This is a genomic window from Pseudomonas sp. SJZ079 (assembly GCF_007993865.1).
Lineage (GTDB): Bacteria > Pseudomonadota > Gammaproteobacteria > Pseudomonadales > Pseudomonadaceae > Aquipseudomonas.
The window spans coordinates 119,299-136,584 of sequence record NZ_VIUH01000006.1 but is presented as its reverse complement, the minus strand read 5'-3'; the positions used below and the strand labels follow the sequence as shown (position 1 = coordinate 136,584).

Below are 17,286 nucleotides of genomic sequence, written 5' to 3'. Positions count from 1 at the left end.
CGAGAACGGCCGCATAGAGCGGCCGTTCTGCTTCTGACGAGGGCTTAAGCTTTGTTCAGTGCCTGCGCCGCGGTCAGTACTGCATCGACGTGGCCGGGTACCTTCACGCCACGCCATTCCTGACGCAGCACGCCGTGCTTGTCGATCAGGAAGGTGCTGCGATCGACGCCCAGGTATTCCTTGCCATAGAGCTTCTTCAGCTTGATCACGTCGAACAGTTGGCAGAGCGTCTCGTCTTTGTCCGAGATCAGTTCGAAGGGAAAGGCATGCTTGCTCTTGAAGTTCTCGTGGGATTTCAGGCCGTCCCTGGACACGCCAAATACCTGGGTATTGGCCGCCTGGAAGGCTGGGTATTGATCGCGAAAGCCCTGGCCTTCGGTGGTGCAGCCCGGCGTGCTGTCTTTTGGGTAGAAGTAGATCACCACTTGCTGGCCTTGCAGGGCCGACAGTTGCACGGCCTGGCCGCTGGTGGCCTGAGCCTGGAAATCGGCAATAGGGGTGTCGAGTGTTACGGCCATAAAACGCTCCTTATGGATTCTGCGGGCGCCAGGGTTCGATCAGCGCATCCAGGTTCAAGGCGTCGGCGAAGTCGAGAAACTGATCGCGCAACCAGCTGATCTGAGTGCCGGCCGGCAAGGTCACCGTCAGGGTGACGTTGAGCATGGTGCCGCCGGTCTGCGGGGCCTGGTAGGTATCGCAGGTGAGATTTTCCAGCTCGACATGGTGGTCGATAAAGAACTGGCACAACTCATTGAGGATGTCGGGGCGATACACCGAGCTGACGTAGGCCACATAAGGCAACGCCTGAGGGCGGTTTTCCGAGGCGCCGCTGCGAATCACGTTGGTGGAGAACGAGTGCTTCTTGGCCAGCAGAGGCAGGCTCGACTCGAGGCGTGCCAGCGCGTCCCAGCTGCCGGAAACCTGCAACACCAACGCGCTGAATTCACCGTGCCGGCTCAGGCGGGTGCTGAGTACTGCGCAGCGGTTTTCATGGCTGGCGCGGCACAGGACGTTAGTCAGCTCCATGGCGTTGGGGCCGAGTGCACTGATGATGAGGAATTGTTCGCGAACTTGGGGGGTGGACATGCAGCCTTCCTAAAACGATGAGCGTTCGGCTCGAACAGAGTACCGAGCAAAGACGAAGGGTAGCGAAAAGCGCTGCTCAGGGGAATGCTCGCGGCTGGCGGATCCATGCAATCTGTGGCGTTTGCCCGCAAAGCCGGGTTGTCCAGTGGTCATGTCCTTCGCTTGTGCAAGGCTGGTGGCGCCAGTACCATTACCGCTCTCTTTTTCCGGCAGGAGCGGTTGCATGATTGCGGGCAGTATGGTGGCACTGGTCACGCCCATGGATGCGCAAGGTGATCTCGATTGGGACAGCTTGAGCAAACTGGTGGATTTCCACCTGCAGGAGGGCACCAACGCCATCGTCGCGGTCGGCACCACGGGTGAGTCGGCTACGTTGGACGTGTCGGAGCATATCGAGGCGATCCGTCGCGTGGTCGACCAGGTCGCTGGGCGCATCCCGGTGATCGCCGGTACGGGCGGCAACTCCACCCGCGAATCGGTCGAACTGACCCGCGCCGCCAAAGAGGTGGGCGCCGATGCCTGCTTGCTGGTGACCCCTTATTACAACAAGCCGACTCAGGAAGGCCTGTATCTGCATTTCCGCCACATCGCCGAAGCGGTGGCGATTCCACAGATTCTCTACAACGTACCGGGCCGCACCGTCTGCGACATGCTGCCGGAGACCGTCGAGCGGCTGTCGAAAATAGCCAACATCATCGGTATCAAGGAAGCCACCGGCGACCTGCAGCGCGGTCAGGAAGTACTGGACCGGGTGAGCAAGGATTTCCTGGTGTATTCGGGCGACGACGCCACCGCCGTCGAACTGATGCTGATGGGCGGCAAAGGCAATATTTCGGTGACCGCTAACGTCGCCCCGCGTGCGATGAGCGACCTGTGCGCCGCCGCCATGCGTGGTGATGCCGCGATTGCCCGCGCCATCAACGACCGTTTGATGCCGTTGCACAAAGCGCTGTTCATGGAGTCCAACCCTATTCCGGTGAAGTGGGCCCTGCATGAGATGGGCATGATGCCGGATGGTATTCGCCTGCCACTGACCTGGCTCAGCCCGCGTTGTCATGAACCGCTGCGTCAGGCCCTGCGCCAGTCCGGTGTATTGGTTTAATTGAGGAATTACTGCGCATGAAGCGACTGGCCGGACTCTCTGCACTTGCTCTGATCATCACTAGTACCAGCGGTTGCGGCTGGTTGTGGGGTGAGGATGGCTATTTCCGTGATCGTGGTGGCGACTACCTCGCCGCGCGGCAAACTGCCCCCATGCAGCTGCCGGCGAATGTCGAAGCCAAGCGCCTCGATCCCCTGTTGCCGGTGCCGCAGCAGGTGGCCAGCAGCACGGTAACGGGTGAATACGAAGTTCCGCGTCCGCAAGCGCTGCCAGCGCGCGCCGATGCCAGCGAGTTCAGCCTGCAGAAGAGCGGCGAGTCGCGCTGGCTGGTGGCCCAACGGGTGCCTGCGGAAGTCTGGCCGGTGGTTCGACAGTTCTTCGAAGACAACGGTTTTCGGGTGGTCGACGAGCGCCCGCAGACCGGTGAATTCAGCACCGCCTGGCAGCGTTTCGATGAACTCTCCAGCGCCATGGCGCGTCGTTTGAGCAAGCCCGAGTCGGGTGTGGCGGCGGATGCCGAGACCCGCGTGCGGGTGCGCATCGAGCCGGGCGTGCAACGCAATACCAGTGAGGTCTTCGTGGTCAGTGCCGAGCGCCCAGCCGGCAGCAGCGCCGATGTGGCCTTTGCCAGCCGTAGCGGCAATCCGAAGCTGGAAGCCGCGTTGCTCGATGAGATGCTGGTGAACCTGGCGCGCAGCGCCGAGCAGGGTGGTTCCGTGTCGTTGCTGGCTGCCCGCGATTTCGACGCGCCACGTCGCGTCAGCCTGTCTGAGGACGGCAACGGCAACCCGGTATTGAACCTGGGCGCCGATTTCGATCGGGCCTGGTCCGGTGTGGGTCGCTCGCTGGAGATGGCCGATGTGCGCATCGACGACCTCAATCGCAGCCTCGGCGTGTACTACATCAACCTGGCCGAAGGTGCGATCAAGAAGGACGAAGAACCGGGTTTCCTCGGCAAGCTGTTCGGCGGTGAGCGCGATAAGGAAGAAATCGAGGCCCGCGCCGAGCGCTATCAGGTGCGCCTGACGCCGGTGGGTGACAGCGTCCAGGTCACCGTGGAAAAAGACCTCAACACCGTCGCGCCGTCTGATGTCGCGCGCCGGATTCTGGACCTGATCCAGGAAAACCTCGGCTAAAGATAATTGGGTTGCAGGCGCAACTCGGAAAGAAACCAATAGGCGAAACCCAGCGGGTTTCGCCTGTTTTGTTTGCTAAAGGCGGAATTCCCGACATGACCACTCCTGCGACCCTGAGCCTGAAGAAGATCTATTCGGGAAAAGTCCGCGACCTCTATGAAATCGATGACAAGCGCATGCTGATGGTCGCCACCGACCGCCTCTCGGCGTTCGACGTGATCCTCGCAGAGCCGATTCCAGACAAAGGCAAGATACTCACCGCCATCTCCAACTTCTGGTTCGACAAGCTCGCCGGCGTGGTGCCCAACCACTTCACCGGCGACACCGTTGAAGACGTAGTGTCAGCCGCCGAGCTGCCGCTGGTAGAAGGCCGTGCGGTGGTTGCCAAGCGCCTCAAGCCAGTAGCGATCGAGGCCATCGTGCGCGGTTACATCGCCGGCTCCGGCTGGAAGGAATACCAGAAGAGCGGCACCGTCTGCGGCATTCAGCTGCCCGCCGGCCTGCAAGAGGCCTCCAAGCTGCCGCAGCCGATCTTCACGCCGTCGACCAAGGCCGCCGTTGGCGACCACGACGAGAACATTTCCTTCGCCCAGTGCGAGTCGATTATCGGTGCGGAGCTGGCTGCCAAGGTGCGTGACACGGCCATCGCCCTGTATAGCGCGGCAGTCGCCTATGCGGCGACGCGCGGCATCATTATCGCCGACACCAAGTTCGAGTTCGGCCTGGACCAAGACGGCACCCTGACCCTGATGGACGAAGTGCTGACCCCCGACTCCAGCCGCTTCTGGCCGGCCGACAGCTATGTCGAAGGAAAAAACCCGCCAAGCTTCGACAAGCAGTTCGTGCGCGACTGGCTGGAATCCACCGGCTGGAACAAGCAAGCGCCGGCCCCGGCAGTGCCGGCTGAGGTCGCGCAGAAGACCTCCGACAAATACCGCGAGGCGCTGACCCGCTTGACCGTCTAACGTGCACCGAGACGGCTAACGCAACGCAAAGAGGCACTTCGGTGCCTCTTTGCGTATCTGGGCTGGACGGTGGAGTAGGGGCGGTACGCCTGCTGTAGCCCCGCCTCGGCCGCAAGCATCTGAAAGCATGTGAAAAGTTTTCAAACTGGGGTTCGCCAAACGCGCTTCAGCTGCTATCATGCGCGCCGCCACGGGAAGATGCCGGAGTGGCCGAACGGGACGGATTCGAAATCCGTTGTGTTAGCGATAGCACCTAGGGTTCAAATCCCTATCTTCCCGCCATATATAGAAAAGCCCTGTAATTCAATGAGTTACGGGGCTTTTTCTTTTCTGGTTGTACGTATCCTTTGTACGTATCGTTCTCTTCGCAGGTATCCATTTTTTGGGGGCAGAGGGAGGGCGTGGCCTGCTTGGTAAATCACGCATATTCTGTAAGGGTTATGCCTGATGTATCGAGCTACCTTTCCAGCGTGGTCTGGTTCCCGTCTTAGTCTCTGGGTGGGTCTACGGATTTCTCGTATCTTGTAGTTGGCTGCATTCGAATTCTAGTGTGGTCTGCTTCCATTCTCTCTGCTTTTCTTGTTCGTTGCCTGCTGCTTGAATTTTGGGATGTGCCGCTTTCAAGCTCCCTGACTTGTGTATGATCTAGGTGTATCAGACTAATTCGGTTGCAATGGTAGTGAGCTTAAATCTAGTAAGCTCGCTAGGCTATGCGATGTGAAAGCAAGCATGTAGAACAGGCCAATATGAATTACTTGAACACGCCACTTGAAAGCCGGTTAACAGCGTGGTTGTCGCGAAGAACTGCACCGACGGGCGTTCGCCGCATCTTGTCCCTTGCAGCCGCTGTTGCGAGTGAAATTGGTAACGTTCGGAGCGAAAACCAAGATCGTGTGGCAATTGCTCGAGGCTGGGACAGCCATGGAGAAGAGTTTGTAGTTGCCGCCGTGGTTGATGGCATGGGTGGAATGCGAAATGGTGCTGAATGTGCGGCCTTGTCGCTAGGTACTTTTCTGGTAGCTCTAAACCAATATGCCCAGAGTGCATCTGACCACACTGACGAGTGGATGCGTCGTGCCGTTCACGCTGCAAATAATGCTGTTTACTCCAAATTTCGGGGCGAGGGAGGAGCCACGTTGGTGGCGGTGTTGATCCATCAGGGGCGGCCAGTCCACTGGCTAAGCGTAGGTGATAGTCGAGTCTATCGTTTGGCTGGTAAGGATCTAGTGCAGGTATCTGTGGATGACACTATTGCTGGTCAGCTTGGCAAAAGCGCTGATGCTAGTGCCGATCAGTCGAAGTTGCTTCAATTTATCGGTATGGGTGGTGACGACTTAGAGCCTCATATTGATGATTTCAATGGTGAGCAGGTCGATGCTGTGGTTTTAACTACGGATGGAGTTCATTATCTAGCACCATCTCCCGGTTGGTTAGGAAGAATTGTTGTCAACTCTCCTGACGCTGGATCATGCGCCAAGCGACTCATTGAGTTGGCTAAGTGGTGTGGTGGACATGACAATGCTACGGTGGCGATGATTTCCTTTACGTCTGATTCCGAGCTAGAGAGTTTTCCGGGTTATCCAAGGTTAGATGTTTGGGATGCGTTTGGTGAACTCCAAATGCTCTTTGACGTGAAGATTGATGTCTCGGCTCGTGGTCTAAGGCAAGAAGTTTTGAAAGTGCAACGTGTTCCCAGCAAGATTGAGTTGGATGAGGCTGCTCAGGCTGCTGGAGCGGATGACTCCTCTAAAGATCGTCGTGTGAAAAGGATTGTTAAGGCTAAGTCGTCGGTATCCCAAAAGAACAAAGCATTGGATGAAGCACCTGAAAAAGATGCTCCGCAATTGTTTATGGAATTCCCGAACAAAAACAAATGAAAGGCTTACACTGATGTTAATTGCTGATCGCTATGAGTTTTATGGAAAATCTTATGTCGGTGGCATGGCAAGAGTATTGCCTTGTAAGGACACTGTTTTAGAACGGGATGTGGCGATAAAAATTATGCCGGGAAGTGCAAATAGGCGTCGGGTTCTCGACGAAATTAGTGCTTTACTGAAGATGCGCTCCAAGCATGTAGTTCAGGTGTACGATATTCTGAAAATAAAAGTTGATGATCTCGCTATAGAAGTTGATGATCTCGCTATTGTTCAAGAGTTTATCGATGGTAAAGATCTTTTTGATGATGCGCTAGTTCCTGGTTCTGCTGCAGAATATCTGAAGATGGTCTGGCAGATTGCTTCAGGGATTTCTGATATCCATGCTTTGGATGTGATTCATCGAGATATAAAGCCGAATAATATGAAGATGGACCCAGAGGGGTTGATCAAGATATTTGATTTTGGTCTTGCTCGCGATGAGGGGATTAGTGCAGCGACAGTGGGTTTTATTGGTACTCGAGGATTCGCTGCTCCAGAGCTTTATCAGCACGATGCGAAATTCACTGCTGCGGTTGATGTTTTTGCGTTTGGTAGTTCCGCCTTGTACATCGGCTTGCGTGACTTGCCCGGGGAGTTATTGTGTCAGCCTCCAATTGCTTTAGCTGAGAATTACTTCGCTAAGCTCCCTTTTGCACTGGCTGGTGAGGTTGCTGATGTGTTGAACTCTTGCCTTGATATGGACCCAGGGAAGAGGCCATTAATGAAAAATGTGCGCGATGTATTAGCTAAGCACTTGCTCTTTGACCGTCATAAGGCGCTTGTTGTATTCAATGGAAAGGCCTCTTATCTGGACTCAAACAATCGAACTGTAAATCTCCGTCTCCCGTCGATGGGGGAGGTCGGGATTAGTTATGATGGCTTCAGTTTTTTGATTCAGCGTCAGAGTGGCGATGTTTTTGTGAATAATCGCCGAGCTGTCGTTGGTGAAAAGCTTCCCGGTGCGTGCGTTGTAGCTCTTGGGGCGCCTGAGAAAACAAATCTTAGAAGATATATTACTTTCGATCTTTCTCATCCGGAGATTGTTCTGTGACTGGCCCGTTGACGTGTGGTGATGTAATTGGCAGTCGCTATGAGATTCGGAGTTATTTGGATGAGGGTGGCATGCAGTACGTGTATGTTGCACTAGACCGTATAACTGAGCGGCTCGTTGCGCTGAAAACACCTAAGAATCACTCTGCTACAAAGCGCTTTCGTCGAAGTGCAGTCGTGGCGGCGAAGGTTAACCATCCTAATGTCGCTAAAACGCTGGATTATGTAAGAGAAGGCGAGCGGCGGTACTTAATTGAGGAATTGATTGAAGGGAAGGATTTGAAGGCCGCGTTACTAGTAAGTGCGGATTTTCTTGATCCATATTTGGCGGCTAAGGTTTTTCATCATTTGGCTAAAGGGGTGGCAGCGGCACATCATGCTGGTGTTATTCATCGTGATCTAAAACCAACAAATATCATGGTTGTTGGTGATTATTCATTGAGTGAGCTAAAAGTCACGGATTTTGGTATCGCAAAGATGGCCGGTGAAGAGTTGCTAGAAGCAGTGGAGGGGGGTGATGCCAGCATGACAAGTTCTCAGACTGCAGTTGGAGCACTTCCATATATGGCTCCTGAAGCGATTGAAACGCCTAAGGAGGTTGGTGCGCCTGCTGATATCTGGTCGATAGGTGCCATGATGTACCACTTGCTATCCGGTAACTATCCATTTGGTCAGGGCTTGAAGGCAGTTCCTCAGATTATTGCTGCGCAGCCGCCGGCTATTCCTGTATTTCTAAGTTCAAATCCTCAATTTTCTCCATTGGCGAGTGAGTTGATGGGGCTGGCAATTTCATGCTTGAAGAAAAATCCGCAGGATCGTCCTACGGGAGATCAGTTGGTCTCGAGGTGTAGCGAGCTTTGCTATACGTCATCGCCTAGGTTTCGGGGGGTTGTGCGTGATTTTCAATTTAGTGCTTTTGGTTTTATTAAAACGCTAAGCGGAGATGTTTTCTATCATAGAAATTGCGTCTACGGAGCTTTGCCGGCAGTTGGGGAGGAGGTCATGTTTTCCAGATATGTTGGAGGGGGTGCGGATAGGGCGTTGCCGGTAGTTAGACTTAAGAATTGATGATTCCACTTATAGCCTGTAGGCTTTGATATCAGTGGATACAGTTATATGGGAACCGCGTGAATTTTAATGGGCTTCGGGGTAGCAATATCGCTTAGCTGGTGGTAAGTGGCTAGCCTGACAGCGCGTCGGAAAATTAAAATATCGTTCCCGCTTCTCCGAGGTGCATTGCTCAATCGGACATGTTCTAGAGTTAAAAGGGGTCGGATTTATTTTCTGACCTTAAAGGGAGAGCAGGGATGCGATTATGAAAACTGACTGGGACGACGCGCCAGACTATCTTCGCAGCAAGAGGCAATCCCCTTGGCGTACTGTGATCACCCTCGGCGTTGGTGCTGCGATCACATGGGGGCTGATCGCGCTATTTGCTCAGCCAATCGTGATCGATGTTAACCAGCTTAAGCAGGCCATCCGCGTTGGCGGTCAACCGCTATTCAGCGAGCAGCCAACCCAGGCGTACAGCGAACCTGCTGCGCCAATCCGATTACCATCCCTGTCACTTGAACCTGTACAGCAGGTTGCTCAGCCGCCAATTAGCAAAGCTGAGATTGAGTGGTTTGAACGGATGGAAACCATCGCGACCCAGCGTGCGCAGAACAGGTTTAACGATAACAATTACAGGCCCAAACAGCCTGAAAACACCTACAGTCCGCCCAGTTACCAACAAGCCGAAACTCGCCAGCGTGAGCAACCACAACCACGCCGAGTGCAACGTGAGCGAACTTCGAAGTGGATCAAGAGCTGGAATGGTGGCTCGAACTACTTAGCAGAGTGGGTGGCCGTTAATAACTACATCGACAGTAGCAGCGTGTGCGCCAACCACCGTAAAGGCTCAATCGACTACAGAGAGTGTCGCAAGGCCGCTAAGCAGCACTATCACGAAGAATGCAGAACATGGCGAGCCCGCTACGATAATGACCGTAAAGATCATAGTGATCGTATGAAGCAGCGCTATTGCTCAGCGGCGAGCAGTTTTAGCCCGATGGGGTAGGCCTTACGGCGGGTTTGGCCTGCTGTACTCGGCGGCGAAGGCTTGCAAAATATTGACGATCAACCGGCACCGTGGGGCTGGTTGCAGCCCCTGAGAGAAGCTGGTCGCGCAGTTGCGTGCGTACGTCATTTTCCATGTGAATCCGCCTTGAATAAATTAACCTAAAAGGTTATTTTGTGCTGTATGGAAAAACGCAAACCCCATTACAAGCTGGAGCTGGTGAAGCAGGCCGTAGCCGAGCAGCGTTATCGCTTCACCCGCGTGGCCCTTGAAGGGGGCGCTGAGCTGGGTATGGAGGTGGCCGATATGCTGGCCGTGATCGATGCCCTGACCAGCCGCGACTTTTTCAAGAGCATGACAACCTATGCGGATCATACTAACTGGCAGGACGTTTACCGACCCGAAACCGAGTTCGGGCAGGTGTATCTGAAGTTCACGCTGGTGGCCGATCTGCTGATCGTTTCCTTTAAGGAGAAGTGACCATGAAATGTCCAGTATGCAGCGGGGCGGAACTGGTCCACGACACCCGCGATATGCCCTTCACCTACAAGGGCCAAACCACCCAAATTACCGCCGTAACGGCTGACTGGTGCGATGCGTGTGGTGAGTCCCTGACTGGGCCTGCTGAAAGCGAGCGCGTTATGCGTGCCATGAACGAGTTCCGTCAACAGGTTAACGCCCAGGCCGGAAATCAAGAGCTGATTCGCAGTGTGCGCAAGCAATTGCACTTGAGCCAGCGCGAGGCGGCCGAGCTGTTCGGCGGTGGACCTAATGCGTTTTCTCGTTACGAACGAGGCAGCACGGAAGCCCCTCAGCCTTTGGTGCAACTGTTCAAGATACTGGGTCGCCACCCTGAGTTGATCAACGAGCTGCGTGCAGGCTGAGTGTCGATAAAGTGTCGAAAACACTGTGCTGAATAGCAACAAATCGACACGGAGGGGAGGGCGGAAGCCCCGTATTGCAACGGTTAGCGACGGATCGACACCGAAAAAGAAGGGTTCAAATCCCTATCTTCCCGCCATATCGAACGTTTAAGCCCCTGAAATTATTAGAGTTTCAGGGGCTTTTCGTTTTGGGTAATGACTTCCGGTGACACTCCTCTATTCCCCCAGCTGCGTTCGCCCATGGCCTCCTGCGAGAAGCGCGGCGAGTCCTGCCGGGTCTGAACCCCTATTGTCTTCCGGCCAGTAGTTCTTCGCCGCACGCACCTTGTGCCGGGTGAGCAATAAGCCTGGCTTATTCAGCTTGGTTGCAGCAGGTGCATGCCTGGCCGGGCTTCTCGACGCCACACTTTTCCGCTAGTCCCAACGGACGATGTTGCTCGCGCCCCAAGGCTATTAAATCGCTCTCCATAGGGCCTCCCCCGGCATTGCGCCGCGGGTGGGTCGAGTCTTAGTGCAACGAGGAGAGCGCCCATGGATATCCGTGGTCTGGGTTACGTCACCGTGTTGTCCAGCGACTTGAAGCGCTGGCGCGACTACGCCACGCAGGTGCTGGGCATGATGGCCGCCGCCGGCCCGCAGGCGGATGAGTTGCTGTACCTGAAGATGGACGAGCGCCCCTACCGCATCCTGGTGGAGAAGAGCACCCAGGATGGCTATGGCGCCTGCGGTTGGGAGCTGGCCGGCAAGGCCGCCTTCGAACAGGCACTGGTCGAGCTGGCGCAGGCCGACGTGCCGGTGCAGCGCGGCAGCGCGGTGCAGGCCGAGGTGCGCAAGGTGCAGGAGCTGGCCTGTTTCAAGGACCCGGACGGTAACCGTCACGAACTGTTCTGGGGCCCGCGCCAGGACTTCGCCCGCTTCGTCTCGCCGGTCGGGGTCAAGGGCTTCGTCACCAGCGACCTGGGCATGGGCCATGTGGTGCTGCCGGCGCCGAGCTTCGAGCGCTGCCGCGACTTCTACGAGCGGGTGCTGGGCTTCGGTTTGTCCGATTTGATGAAGGTGCGCTTTAGCGCCGATCCGGCCGAGCCGGAGAAGCGCATTCACTTTATGCACTGCAACAACGGCCGCCACCACTCCCTGGCGATCTTCGAGTGCCCGATGCCACACGGTTGCGTGCACATGATGGTCGAGGTCAATGGCCTCGATGAGGTCGGCCGCGCCCTCGACCGCATGCAGGCCGCCGGCGTCAAGCTGTCCGCCACCCTTGGCCAGCACACCAACGACCAGATGGTCTCCTTCTACATGCAGACCCCGTCCGGCTTCGACCTGGAGTACGGCTACGACGGCCTGGTGGTCGACTGGGACCAGCACACGCCGTTCGAGAGCACTGTGGTCAGCCACTGGGGTCATGACTTCAGCGTGGGCCGCCAATGAGGACGCACAGCATGGATAAACGTATGACCACGGCCGAGATCGTCGGCCAGTTGCGCGACGGCATGTGCATCGGCATCGGCGGCTGGGGCCCGCGGCGCAAGCCGATGGCGCTGGTGCGCGAGATCCTCCGCTCCGAGCTGAAAGACCTGACAGTGGTCGCCTACGGCGGCGCCGACGTCGGCATGCTGTGCGCCGCCGGCAAGATCAAGAAGCTGGTGTTCGCCTTCGTCTCGCTGGATTTCATCCCGCTCGAGCCGTACTTCCGCAAGGCCCGCCAGGACGGCGCCATCGAGGTGATGGAGATCGACGAGGGCATGCTCCTGCTCGGTCTGCGCGCCGCCGCCATGGGCGTGCCGTTCATCCCCACCGCGGTGGGCCTGGGTACCGACGTGCTGACCCACAACCCGCAGCTGAAGCTGATCGCTTCGCCCTATGCCGACGGCAAGGACTGGCTGGCCATGCCGGCGCTCAAGCTGGATGCGGCGCTGGTCCACGTCGACCGCGCCGACCCGCGCGGCGTCTGCCAGATCCAGGGCCCGGACCACTACATGGACGACCTGTTCGTGCGCGCCGCCGAGCGCGCCTACGTCAGTTGCGACGAACTGGTCGACAGCGGCTATTTCCACGCCCACCCGGAACAGGCGCGCCAGGTGTTCTGGGAGCGCAATCAGACCAGCGCCGTGGTGCACGTGCCGGGCGGTGCCCACCCGAGTTCCTGCGCGCCCTTGTATGGCTTCGATGTCGCCCACTTCAAGGCTTACAACGCCTCGGCCCAGCAGGCGGACGGCTGGCAGGCCTATGCCGAGCAGTTCGTGCACTGCAGCCATGAGCAGTACCTGGAACGGGTCGGCGGCCTGGCCGCGATTCACCAGCTCCCCCTGCCGGTTTTCTAATCGAGGCTCAAGATGACCCCTAGTACCACGACTTACAGCCTGGCCGAACTGCTGATCTGCGCCGCCGCCGAATGCTGGCGCGACGACGGTGAGGTGCTGGCCAGCGGCATCGGCGTGATTCCGCGTCTGGCCGCCTCGCTGAGCATGCTCAGCAGCAACCCCGCGCTGCTGATGACCGACTCCGAGGCCTATATGGTCGCCGAGCCGGTACCGCTCGGCGCGCGCAACGGCTACCAGCCCAAGCTCGACAGCTGGATGGGCTTCTCGCGGATCTTCGACAACGTCTGGGGCGGCAAGCGCCATGCCCTGGTCGGCCCGACCCAGATCGACCGCTTCGGCCAGGCCAACATCAGCTGCATCGGCGCCTACGCCAAGCCCAAGGCGCAGATGCTCGGGGTGCGCGGCTTTCCCGGCAACTCCATCAGCCACGCCAACTCATTCTTCGTGCCCAGCCACAACCGCCGGGTATTCGTCGAGGGCGAGGTGGATATGGTCGCCTCGGTCGGCTACAACCCGGCGCGTCTGGCGCGTGGCTGGTCGCTGGACGAGATCGATATCCGCCTGATCGTCACCGACCTGTGCGTGCTGGACTTCCAGGGCCCCGACCGGCAGCTGCGCATCCGCTCGCTGCACCCGGGCGTGACTGTGGATGAGGTGCAGGACAACACCGGCTTCGCTCTGCATGTGCCGGAGGCGATCCCCACCACCGCCGCGCCCAGCGTCGAGCAGTTGCTGCTGATCCAGCAACTCGACCCGCACAACCTGCGCGCCAGTCAATTGAAAGACAACCCGCCGGGCGAGCGCAGCCCGCGCTGACGGCCACACGCAGTCCCGCCTGCCGGAGAAACAGAAGATGAGCGAACTGAACCCGCAAGACGACAGCCAGGTGGTGCTCTACGAGGTGCGCGATGCGGTGGCCCTGGTCACCATGAACCGCCCCGAGTACCACAACGCGCAGAACTCGCAGATGACCTATGCGCTGGACGCCGCCTTCCGCCGCGCCTGCGATGACGACGCGGTCAAGGTCATAGTGCTGCGCGGCGCCGGTAAGCATTTTTCCGCCGGCCACGACATCGGCACACCGGGGCGTGACGTCAACCAGAGCTTCGAGCGCGCCAGCCTCTGGTACGACCACGTGGGCAAGCCCGGCGGTGAGTTCCTCTATGCCCGCGAGCAGGAGGTCTACCTCGGCATGTGCCGGCGCTGGCGCGAGATGCCCAAGCCGACCATCGCCATGGTCCAGGGCGCCTGCATCGCCGGCGGCCTGATGCTGGCCTGGGTCTGCGACCTGATCGTCGCCTCGGACGATTCCTACTACGCCGACCCGGTGGTGCGCATGGGCATTCCCGGGGTTGAATACTTCGCCCACGTGCACGAACTCAACCCGCGCATCGCCAAGGAGTTGCTCTTTCTCGGCGAGCGCATGCCGGCCGCGCGGGCCCAGCAGATGGGCATGCTCAACAAGGTGGTGCCGCGCGATGTGCTGGAGGACGTGACCCTGGACATGGCCCGGCGCATCGCGCAGATGCCGCGCCTCGGCCTGCAACTGAGCAAGCAGGCGGTGAACAACGCCGAGGACCTGATGGGCAAGCGCGCCACCATGGACATGGTGTTCGGTCTGCACCACTTCGCCCACGCGCACAACGAACTGGTCTCCGGCGACCGTCTCGGCGGCTACGACGCCAAGGCCATGGCCAGCTCCCAGCGCAAACCGGCGGAGGCCTGATGGCGATGGCCCTGAATACCCGTCTGACCGAGCTGCTCGGCTGCCGCTACCCGATCATCCAGACCGCCATGGGCTGGGTCGCCGAGCCGAAACTGGTGGCGGCCACCGGCAATGCCGGCGGTTTCGGCTTCCTCGCCGGCGCCACCATCGAGCCGCAGCGGATGGAGGCGGCGATCCTCGAGACCCAGGCGCTCAGCGACGCGCCGTTCGGGGTGAATTTCCATATGTACCAGGCTAACGCCGGCGACATCGTCGAGTTGGTGCTGCGCCACAAGGTCAAGGCGGTCAGCTACAGCCGCTCGCCGGGCAAGCAGATGATCGGCCGCCTGAAGGACGCCGGAGTGGTCTGCATCCCTACGGTCGGCGCCCTCAAGCACGCGGTCAAGGCCGTGGAGATGGGCGCCGATGCGGTGACCATCCAGGGCGGCGAGGGTGGCGGGCATACCGGCTCGGTGCCGACTGCCCTGCTGCTGGCCCAGGTGGTGGACGCGGTGCAGGTGCCGGTGGTGGCGGCCGGTGGTTTCAAGGACGGGCGCGGCCTGGTCGCGGCCCTGGCCTACGGCGCCGCCGGCATCGCCATGGGCACGCGTTTTCTGATGAGCAGCGACAGCCCGGTGCCGCCAGCGACCCTGGCGCGCTACCTGGCGGTGCGCGACCCGGCGGCGATCATCATCAGCCGCGCCATCGATGGCATGCCGCAGCGGATGATCCGCAACGAATTGCTCGACCAGCTGGAACGCTCGGGCGGTCTCAAACGCCTGCTGCTGGCGCTGCAGAGTGCCCTGGCTTACCGCCGGTACAGCGGCGCCAGCCTGGCCCAGTTACTCGGCAGCGCGCTGAAGCTGCGCGGTGCCGGCGAGCTGAGTGCGGCGCAGACGCTGATGGCGGCCAACGCGCCCATGGTGATCCAGAAGGCCATGGTCGAAGGCCAGCCGCAACTGGGCGTGCTGCCCGCCGGGCAGGTCGCCGCGAGCATCGACAGCCTGCCCAGCTGCGCAGAATTGATTGGCCAGATCGTCCGGGAAGCCGAAGCGCGCCTGGCCGAGCTGTGCCGCCGAGCCTCCTGAACAGAATTTCCTGAAAGGACCCCCTATGAGCAATCCCTTTAGCGTCAGCATCGACAACGGCATCGCCGAGCTGGTGTTCGACCGCCCGCCGGTCAACGCCTTCGACTGCCAGGGCTGGGCGGCCATCGCCCGCCAGATCGAGGACCTCGGCCGCGACGCCAGCGTGCGGGTGATCCTGATCCGCGCCGAGGGGCGTGGCTTCTGCGCCGGCGTGGATATCAAGGAACTGGCCGCCGACGGCAACCTGATCGTCGCGGTGAACAAGGGCAACTACGACAGCTTCAAGGCCATCCACCGCAATCCCAAGCCGGTGATAGTCGCGGTGCACGGCTTCGTCCTCGGCGGCGGCATAGGCATCTGCGGCGCGGCCGACATCCTGGTCGCTTCCGAGTGCGCCACCTTCGGCGTGCCCGAGGTGGACCGTGGCGCCATGGGCGGCGGCGCGCACCTGCAGCGCCTGTTCCCGGTGCAGAAGGTGCGTCACATGTACTTCACCGGCGAGATGATCGACGCCGCCGAGGCCTATCGCCTGGGCGCGGTGGAGCGGGTGGTGCCGCGCGAGCAACTGCGCGAGGCGGCGCTGTGCATCGCCCGGCAGATAGCCGCCAAGAGCCCGGCGATGATCGCCCTGGCCAAGGAGGCGCTGAGCGGCATCGAGGACGGCAACCTGGAAGACAAATACCGCTGGGAGCAGGGCTTCACCCTCGAGGCCTACCGCTCGCTGGATTCCCAGGAGGCGCGCGATTCCTTCGTGGAAAAACGCAGCGCCCAGTTCAACGGCTGACAGGACAGAACGCTATGGACCTTAGCTATACCGAGAGCCAGCAGGCCTTCCGCGCCGAGGTGCGCGCCTGGCTGGCCGCCAACGTGCCGCGCGAGCCGCTGCAATCCTTCGATACCGAGGCGGGCTTCGCTCAGCACCGTGCCTGGGAGGCCACCCTCAATCAGGGGCGCTGGGGCATGGTGACCTGGCCGAGCGAACTCGGCGGGCGCGGTTGCGACCTGATCGAGTGGCTGATCTTCGAGGAAGAGTATTACCGCGCCGGCGCCCCGGCGCGGGTCAATCAGAATGGCATCTTCCTGCTCGGCCCGACTCTGATGGAGTTCGGCACCGAGGAGCAGAAGGCGCGTTTCCTGCCGCGCATGGCCACCGGTGAAGACATCTGGGCCCAGGGCTGGTCCGAGCCGGGTGCCGGCTCCGACATGGCGGCGATCAGAGCCCGCGCCGAGCGGGTCGGCGATAAATACGTGCTCAACGGCCAGAAGACCTGGTCGACCCGCGCGGTGTGGGCCGACTGGCTGTTCGGCATCTTCCGCACCGACCCGCAGTCCAGCCGTCACCACGGCCTGACCTTCATCCTCCTGCCGCTGAACAGCCCGGGCATCAGCGTGCGGCCGATCGCCCAGCTCAACGGCCTGCCGGGCTTCGCCGAGATCTTCTTCGACGACGTCGAGGTGCCTGCGGCCAACGTGCTCGGCGGCGAGGGCCGTGGCTGGCATGTGGCGATGTCCACCGCCGGCTTTGAACGCGGCCTGATGCTGCGCTCGCCGGCGCGTTTCCAGGAAACCGCGCGACGCCTGGTCGAGCTGTACCTGGCCAACCGCGAGCAGGCCGACCAGGACCCGGCCATCGGCGAGGCGGTGATGCGCGCCTACCTGGATGCCGAGGCCTACACCCTGGCCACCTATATGACCGCCTCGAGTCTGGGCAAGGGCGGCAAGATTGGCCCGGAATCCTCGACCAACAAGATCTTCTGGTCGGAACTGGACCAGCGCATGCACGAGACCGCCATGAGCATCCTCGGCCTGCGCGGCGAGCTGCTGCCCGAGGCGCCGGACGCCGGCGAAGTCGGCCACTGGCTGGACGGCTTCCTGTTCGCCCAGGCCGGGCCGATCTACGCCGGTACCAACGAAATCCAGCGCAACATCATCGCCGAACGCATGCTCGGCATGCCGCGCGCCTGAGGAGTC

The 17,286-nt window shown here is 59.8% G+C and carries 18 protein-coding genes and 1 tRNA gene; 17 read left to right on the top strand and 2 right to left on the bottom strand.

The genetic code is table 11. The annotated features are described in order from the left end of the window. Positions 1 to 44: 44 nt before the first annotated feature. Both FBY03_RS08340 and FBY03_RS08335 read right to left on the bottom strand, forming a co-directional pair. Entirely contained in the window at positions 45 to 518 is a 474-nt protein-coding gene (locus FBY03_RS08340) for a peroxiredoxin (RefSeq protein ID WP_147171729.1), read from the bottom strand. A gap of 10 nt (positions 519 to 528) precedes the next feature. Next, complete coding sequence (locus tag FBY03_RS08335) at positions 529 to 1,086, bottom strand: glycine cleavage system protein R (protein ID WP_025167116.1); 558 nt, start codon at positions 1,084 to 1,086, stop codon at positions 529 to 531. A 223-nt stretch (positions 1,087 to 1,309) separates the two neighbouring features. Here FBY03_RS08335 and dapA point away from each other — a divergent pair, with 223 nt between their 5' ends. The 17 genes from dapA to FBY03_RS08250 all read left to right on the top strand — a co-directional run bounded on the left by dapA (position 1,310) and on the right by FBY03_RS08250 (position 17,280). Further along, on the top strand, positions 1,310 to 2,188 hold the full coding sequence (gene dapA, locus FBY03_RS08330) for a 4-hydroxy-tetrahydrodipicolinate synthase (RefSeq protein WP_147171728.1): 879 nt from the start codon (positions 1,310 to 1,312) through the stop codon (positions 2,186 to 2,188). A 17-nt stretch (positions 2,189 to 2,205) separates the two neighbouring features. Beyond that, complete coding sequence (gene bamC / locus FBY03_RS08325) at positions 2,206 to 3,324, top strand: outer membrane protein assembly factor BamC (RefSeq protein ID WP_147171727.1); 1,119 nt, start codon at positions 2,206 to 2,208, stop codon at positions 3,322 to 3,324. Positions 3,325 to 3,419: 95 nt separating this feature from the next. Further along, the gene (locus FBY03_RS08320) at positions 3,420 to 4,289 is read left to right on the top strand and encodes a phosphoribosylaminoimidazolesuccinocarboxamide synthase (protein ID WP_147171726.1); all 870 of its coding nucleotides are present in this window, start codon (positions 3,420 to 3,422) and stop codon (positions 4,287 to 4,289) included. A gap of 192 nt (positions 4,290 to 4,481) precedes the next feature. Further along, a tRNA-Ser gene (locus FBY03_RS08315) sits at positions 4,482 to 4,571 on the top strand. 464 nt (positions 4,572 to 5,035) lie between these two features. Continuing rightward, positions 5,036 to 6,166 (top strand): PP2C family serine/threonine-protein phosphatase, encoded by a 1,131-nt coding sequence (locus tag FBY03_RS08310; protein WP_178090600.1) that lies wholly within the window; start codon positions 5,036 to 5,038, stop codon positions 6,164 to 6,166. Further along, positions 6,105 to 7,256, top strand: coding sequence for a serine/threonine-protein kinase (locus FBY03_RS08305; protein WP_256677892.1), 1,152 nt, complete (start codon positions 6,105 to 6,107; stop codon positions 7,254 to 7,256). The genes FBY03_RS08310 and FBY03_RS08305 overlap by 62 nt, the downstream gene beginning before the upstream one ends. Beyond that, complete coding sequence (locus FBY03_RS08300) at positions 7,253 to 8,323, top strand: serine/threonine-protein kinase (protein WP_147171724.1); 1,071 nt, start codon at positions 7,253 to 7,255, stop codon at positions 8,321 to 8,323. The genes FBY03_RS08305 and FBY03_RS08300 overlap by 4 nt, the downstream gene beginning before the upstream one ends. Before the next feature lie 247 nt (positions 8,324 to 8,570). Continuing rightward, positions 8,571 to 9,314, top strand: a complete 744-nt coding sequence (locus FBY03_RS08295) for a hypothetical protein (protein ID WP_147171723.1) — start codon at positions 8,571 to 8,573, stop codon at positions 9,312 to 9,314. Positions 9,315 to 9,497: 183 nt separating this feature from the next. After that, positions 9,498 to 9,794 carry a type II toxin-antitoxin system MqsR family toxin gene (locus FBY03_RS08290; RefSeq protein WP_147171722.1) on the top strand — a complete coding sequence of 99 codons (297 nt, stop codon included), beginning with the start codon at positions 9,498 to 9,500 and terminating at the stop codon, positions 9,792 to 9,794. Positions 9,795 to 9,796: 2 nt separating this feature from the next. Further along, on the top strand, positions 9,797 to 10,198 hold the full coding sequence (locus FBY03_RS08285) for a type II TA system antitoxin MqsA family protein (protein ID WP_147171721.1): 402 nt from the start codon (positions 9,797 to 9,799) through the stop codon (positions 10,196 to 10,198). Positions 10,199 to 10,729: 531 nt separating this feature from the next. Further along, a complete protein-coding gene (locus FBY03_RS08280; protein ID WP_147171720.1) occupies positions 10,730 to 11,629 on the top strand; it encodes a VOC family protein in 900 nt (299 codons plus the stop codon). An 11-nt stretch (positions 11,630 to 11,640) separates the two neighbouring features. Then, a complete protein-coding gene (locus tag FBY03_RS08275; RefSeq protein ID WP_147171719.1) occupies positions 11,641 to 12,522 on the top strand; it encodes a CoA transferase subunit A in 882 nt (293 codons plus the stop codon). A gap of 12 nt (positions 12,523 to 12,534) precedes the next feature. After that, positions 12,535 to 13,338, top strand: coding sequence for a CoA-transferase subunit beta (locus tag FBY03_RS08270; RefSeq protein ID WP_147171718.1), 804 nt, complete (start codon positions 12,535 to 12,537; stop codon positions 13,336 to 13,338). Between the two features lie 37 nt (positions 13,339 to 13,375). Next, on the top strand, positions 13,376 to 14,248 hold the full coding sequence (locus tag FBY03_RS08265) for an enoyl-CoA hydratase (RefSeq protein ID WP_147171717.1): 873 nt from the start codon (positions 13,376 to 13,378) through the stop codon (positions 14,246 to 14,248). Continuing rightward, positions 14,248 to 15,315, top strand: coding sequence for a nitronate monooxygenase family protein (locus FBY03_RS08260; protein ID WP_147171716.1), 1,068 nt, complete (start codon positions 14,248 to 14,250; stop codon positions 15,313 to 15,315). Before FBY03_RS08265 ends, FBY03_RS08260 begins: the two co-directional genes overlap by 1 nt. A gap of 25 nt (positions 15,316 to 15,340) precedes the next feature. Next, entirely contained in the window at positions 15,341 to 16,099 is a 759-nt protein-coding gene (locus tag FBY03_RS08255) for an enoyl-CoA hydratase family protein (protein ID WP_147171715.1), read from the top strand. A gap of 14 nt (positions 16,100 to 16,113) precedes the next feature. Then, positions 16,114 to 17,280, top strand: coding sequence for an acyl-CoA dehydrogenase family protein (locus tag FBY03_RS08250; protein WP_147171714.1), 1,167 nt, complete (start codon positions 16,114 to 16,116; stop codon positions 17,278 to 17,280). Positions 17,281 to 17,286: the final 6 nt, after the last annotated feature.

Bases quoted from the DNA above. Each gene is read 5' to 3' on its own strand.
- FBY03_RS08260 (WP_147171716.1), top strand. From the start codon at position 14,248: ATGGCGATGGCCCTGAATACCCGTCTGACCGAGCTGCTCGGCTGCCGC.
- FBY03_RS08250 (WP_147171714.1), top strand. From the start codon at position 16,114: ATGGACCTTAGCTATACCGAGAGCCAGCAGGCCTTCCGCGCCGAGGTG.
- FBY03_RS08255 (WP_147171715.1), top strand. From the start codon at position 15,341: ATGAGCAATCCCTTTAGCGTCAGCATCGACAACGGCATCGCCGAGCTG.
- FBY03_RS08295 (WP_147171723.1), top strand. From the start codon at position 8,571: ATGAAAACTGACTGGGACGACGCGCCAGACTATCTTCGCAGCAAGAGG.
- FBY03_RS08320 (WP_147171726.1), top strand. From the start codon at position 3,420: ATGACCACTCCTGCGACCCTGAGCCTGAAGAAGATCTATTCGGGAAAA.
- FBY03_RS08290 (WP_147171722.1), top strand. From the start codon at position 9,498: ATGGAAAAACGCAAACCCCATTACAAGCTGGAGCTGGTGAAGCAGGCC.
- FBY03_RS08310 (WP_178090600.1), top strand. From the start codon at position 5,036: ATGAATTACTTGAACACGCCACTTGAAAGCCGGTTAACAGCGTGGTTG.
- bamC (WP_147171727.1), top strand. From the start codon at position 2,206: ATGAAGCGACTGGCCGGACTCTCTGCACTTGCTCTGATCATCACTAGT.
- FBY03_RS08280 (WP_147171720.1), top strand. From the start codon at position 10,730: ATGGATATCCGTGGTCTGGGTTACGTCACCGTGTTGTCCAGCGACTTG.
- FBY03_RS08270 (WP_147171718.1), top strand. From the start codon at position 12,535: ATGACCCCTAGTACCACGACTTACAGCCTGGCCGAACTGCTGATCTGC.
- FBY03_RS08285 (WP_147171721.1), top strand. From the start codon at position 9,797: ATGAAATGTCCAGTATGCAGCGGGGCGGAACTGGTCCACGACACCCGC.
- FBY03_RS08335 (WP_025167116.1), bottom strand. From the start codon at position 1,086: ATGTCCACCCCCCAAGTTCGCGAACAATTCCTCATCATCAGTGCACTC.
- dapA (WP_147171728.1), top strand. From the start codon at position 1,310: ATGATTGCGGGCAGTATGGTGGCACTGGTCACGCCCATGGATGCGCAA.
- FBY03_RS08265 (WP_147171717.1), top strand. From the start codon at position 13,376: ATGAGCGAACTGAACCCGCAAGACGACAGCCAGGTGGTGCTCTACGAG.
- FBY03_RS08340 (WP_147171729.1), bottom strand. From the start codon at position 518: ATGGCCGTAACACTCGACACCCCTATTGCCGATTTCCAGGCTCAGGCC.
- FBY03_RS08275 (WP_147171719.1), top strand. From the start codon at position 11,641: ATGGATAAACGTATGACCACGGCCGAGATCGTCGGCCAGTTGCGCGAC.
- FBY03_RS08305 (WP_256677892.1), top strand. From the start codon at position 6,105: ATGAAGCACCTGAAAAAGATGCTCCGCAATTGTTTATGGAATTCCCGA.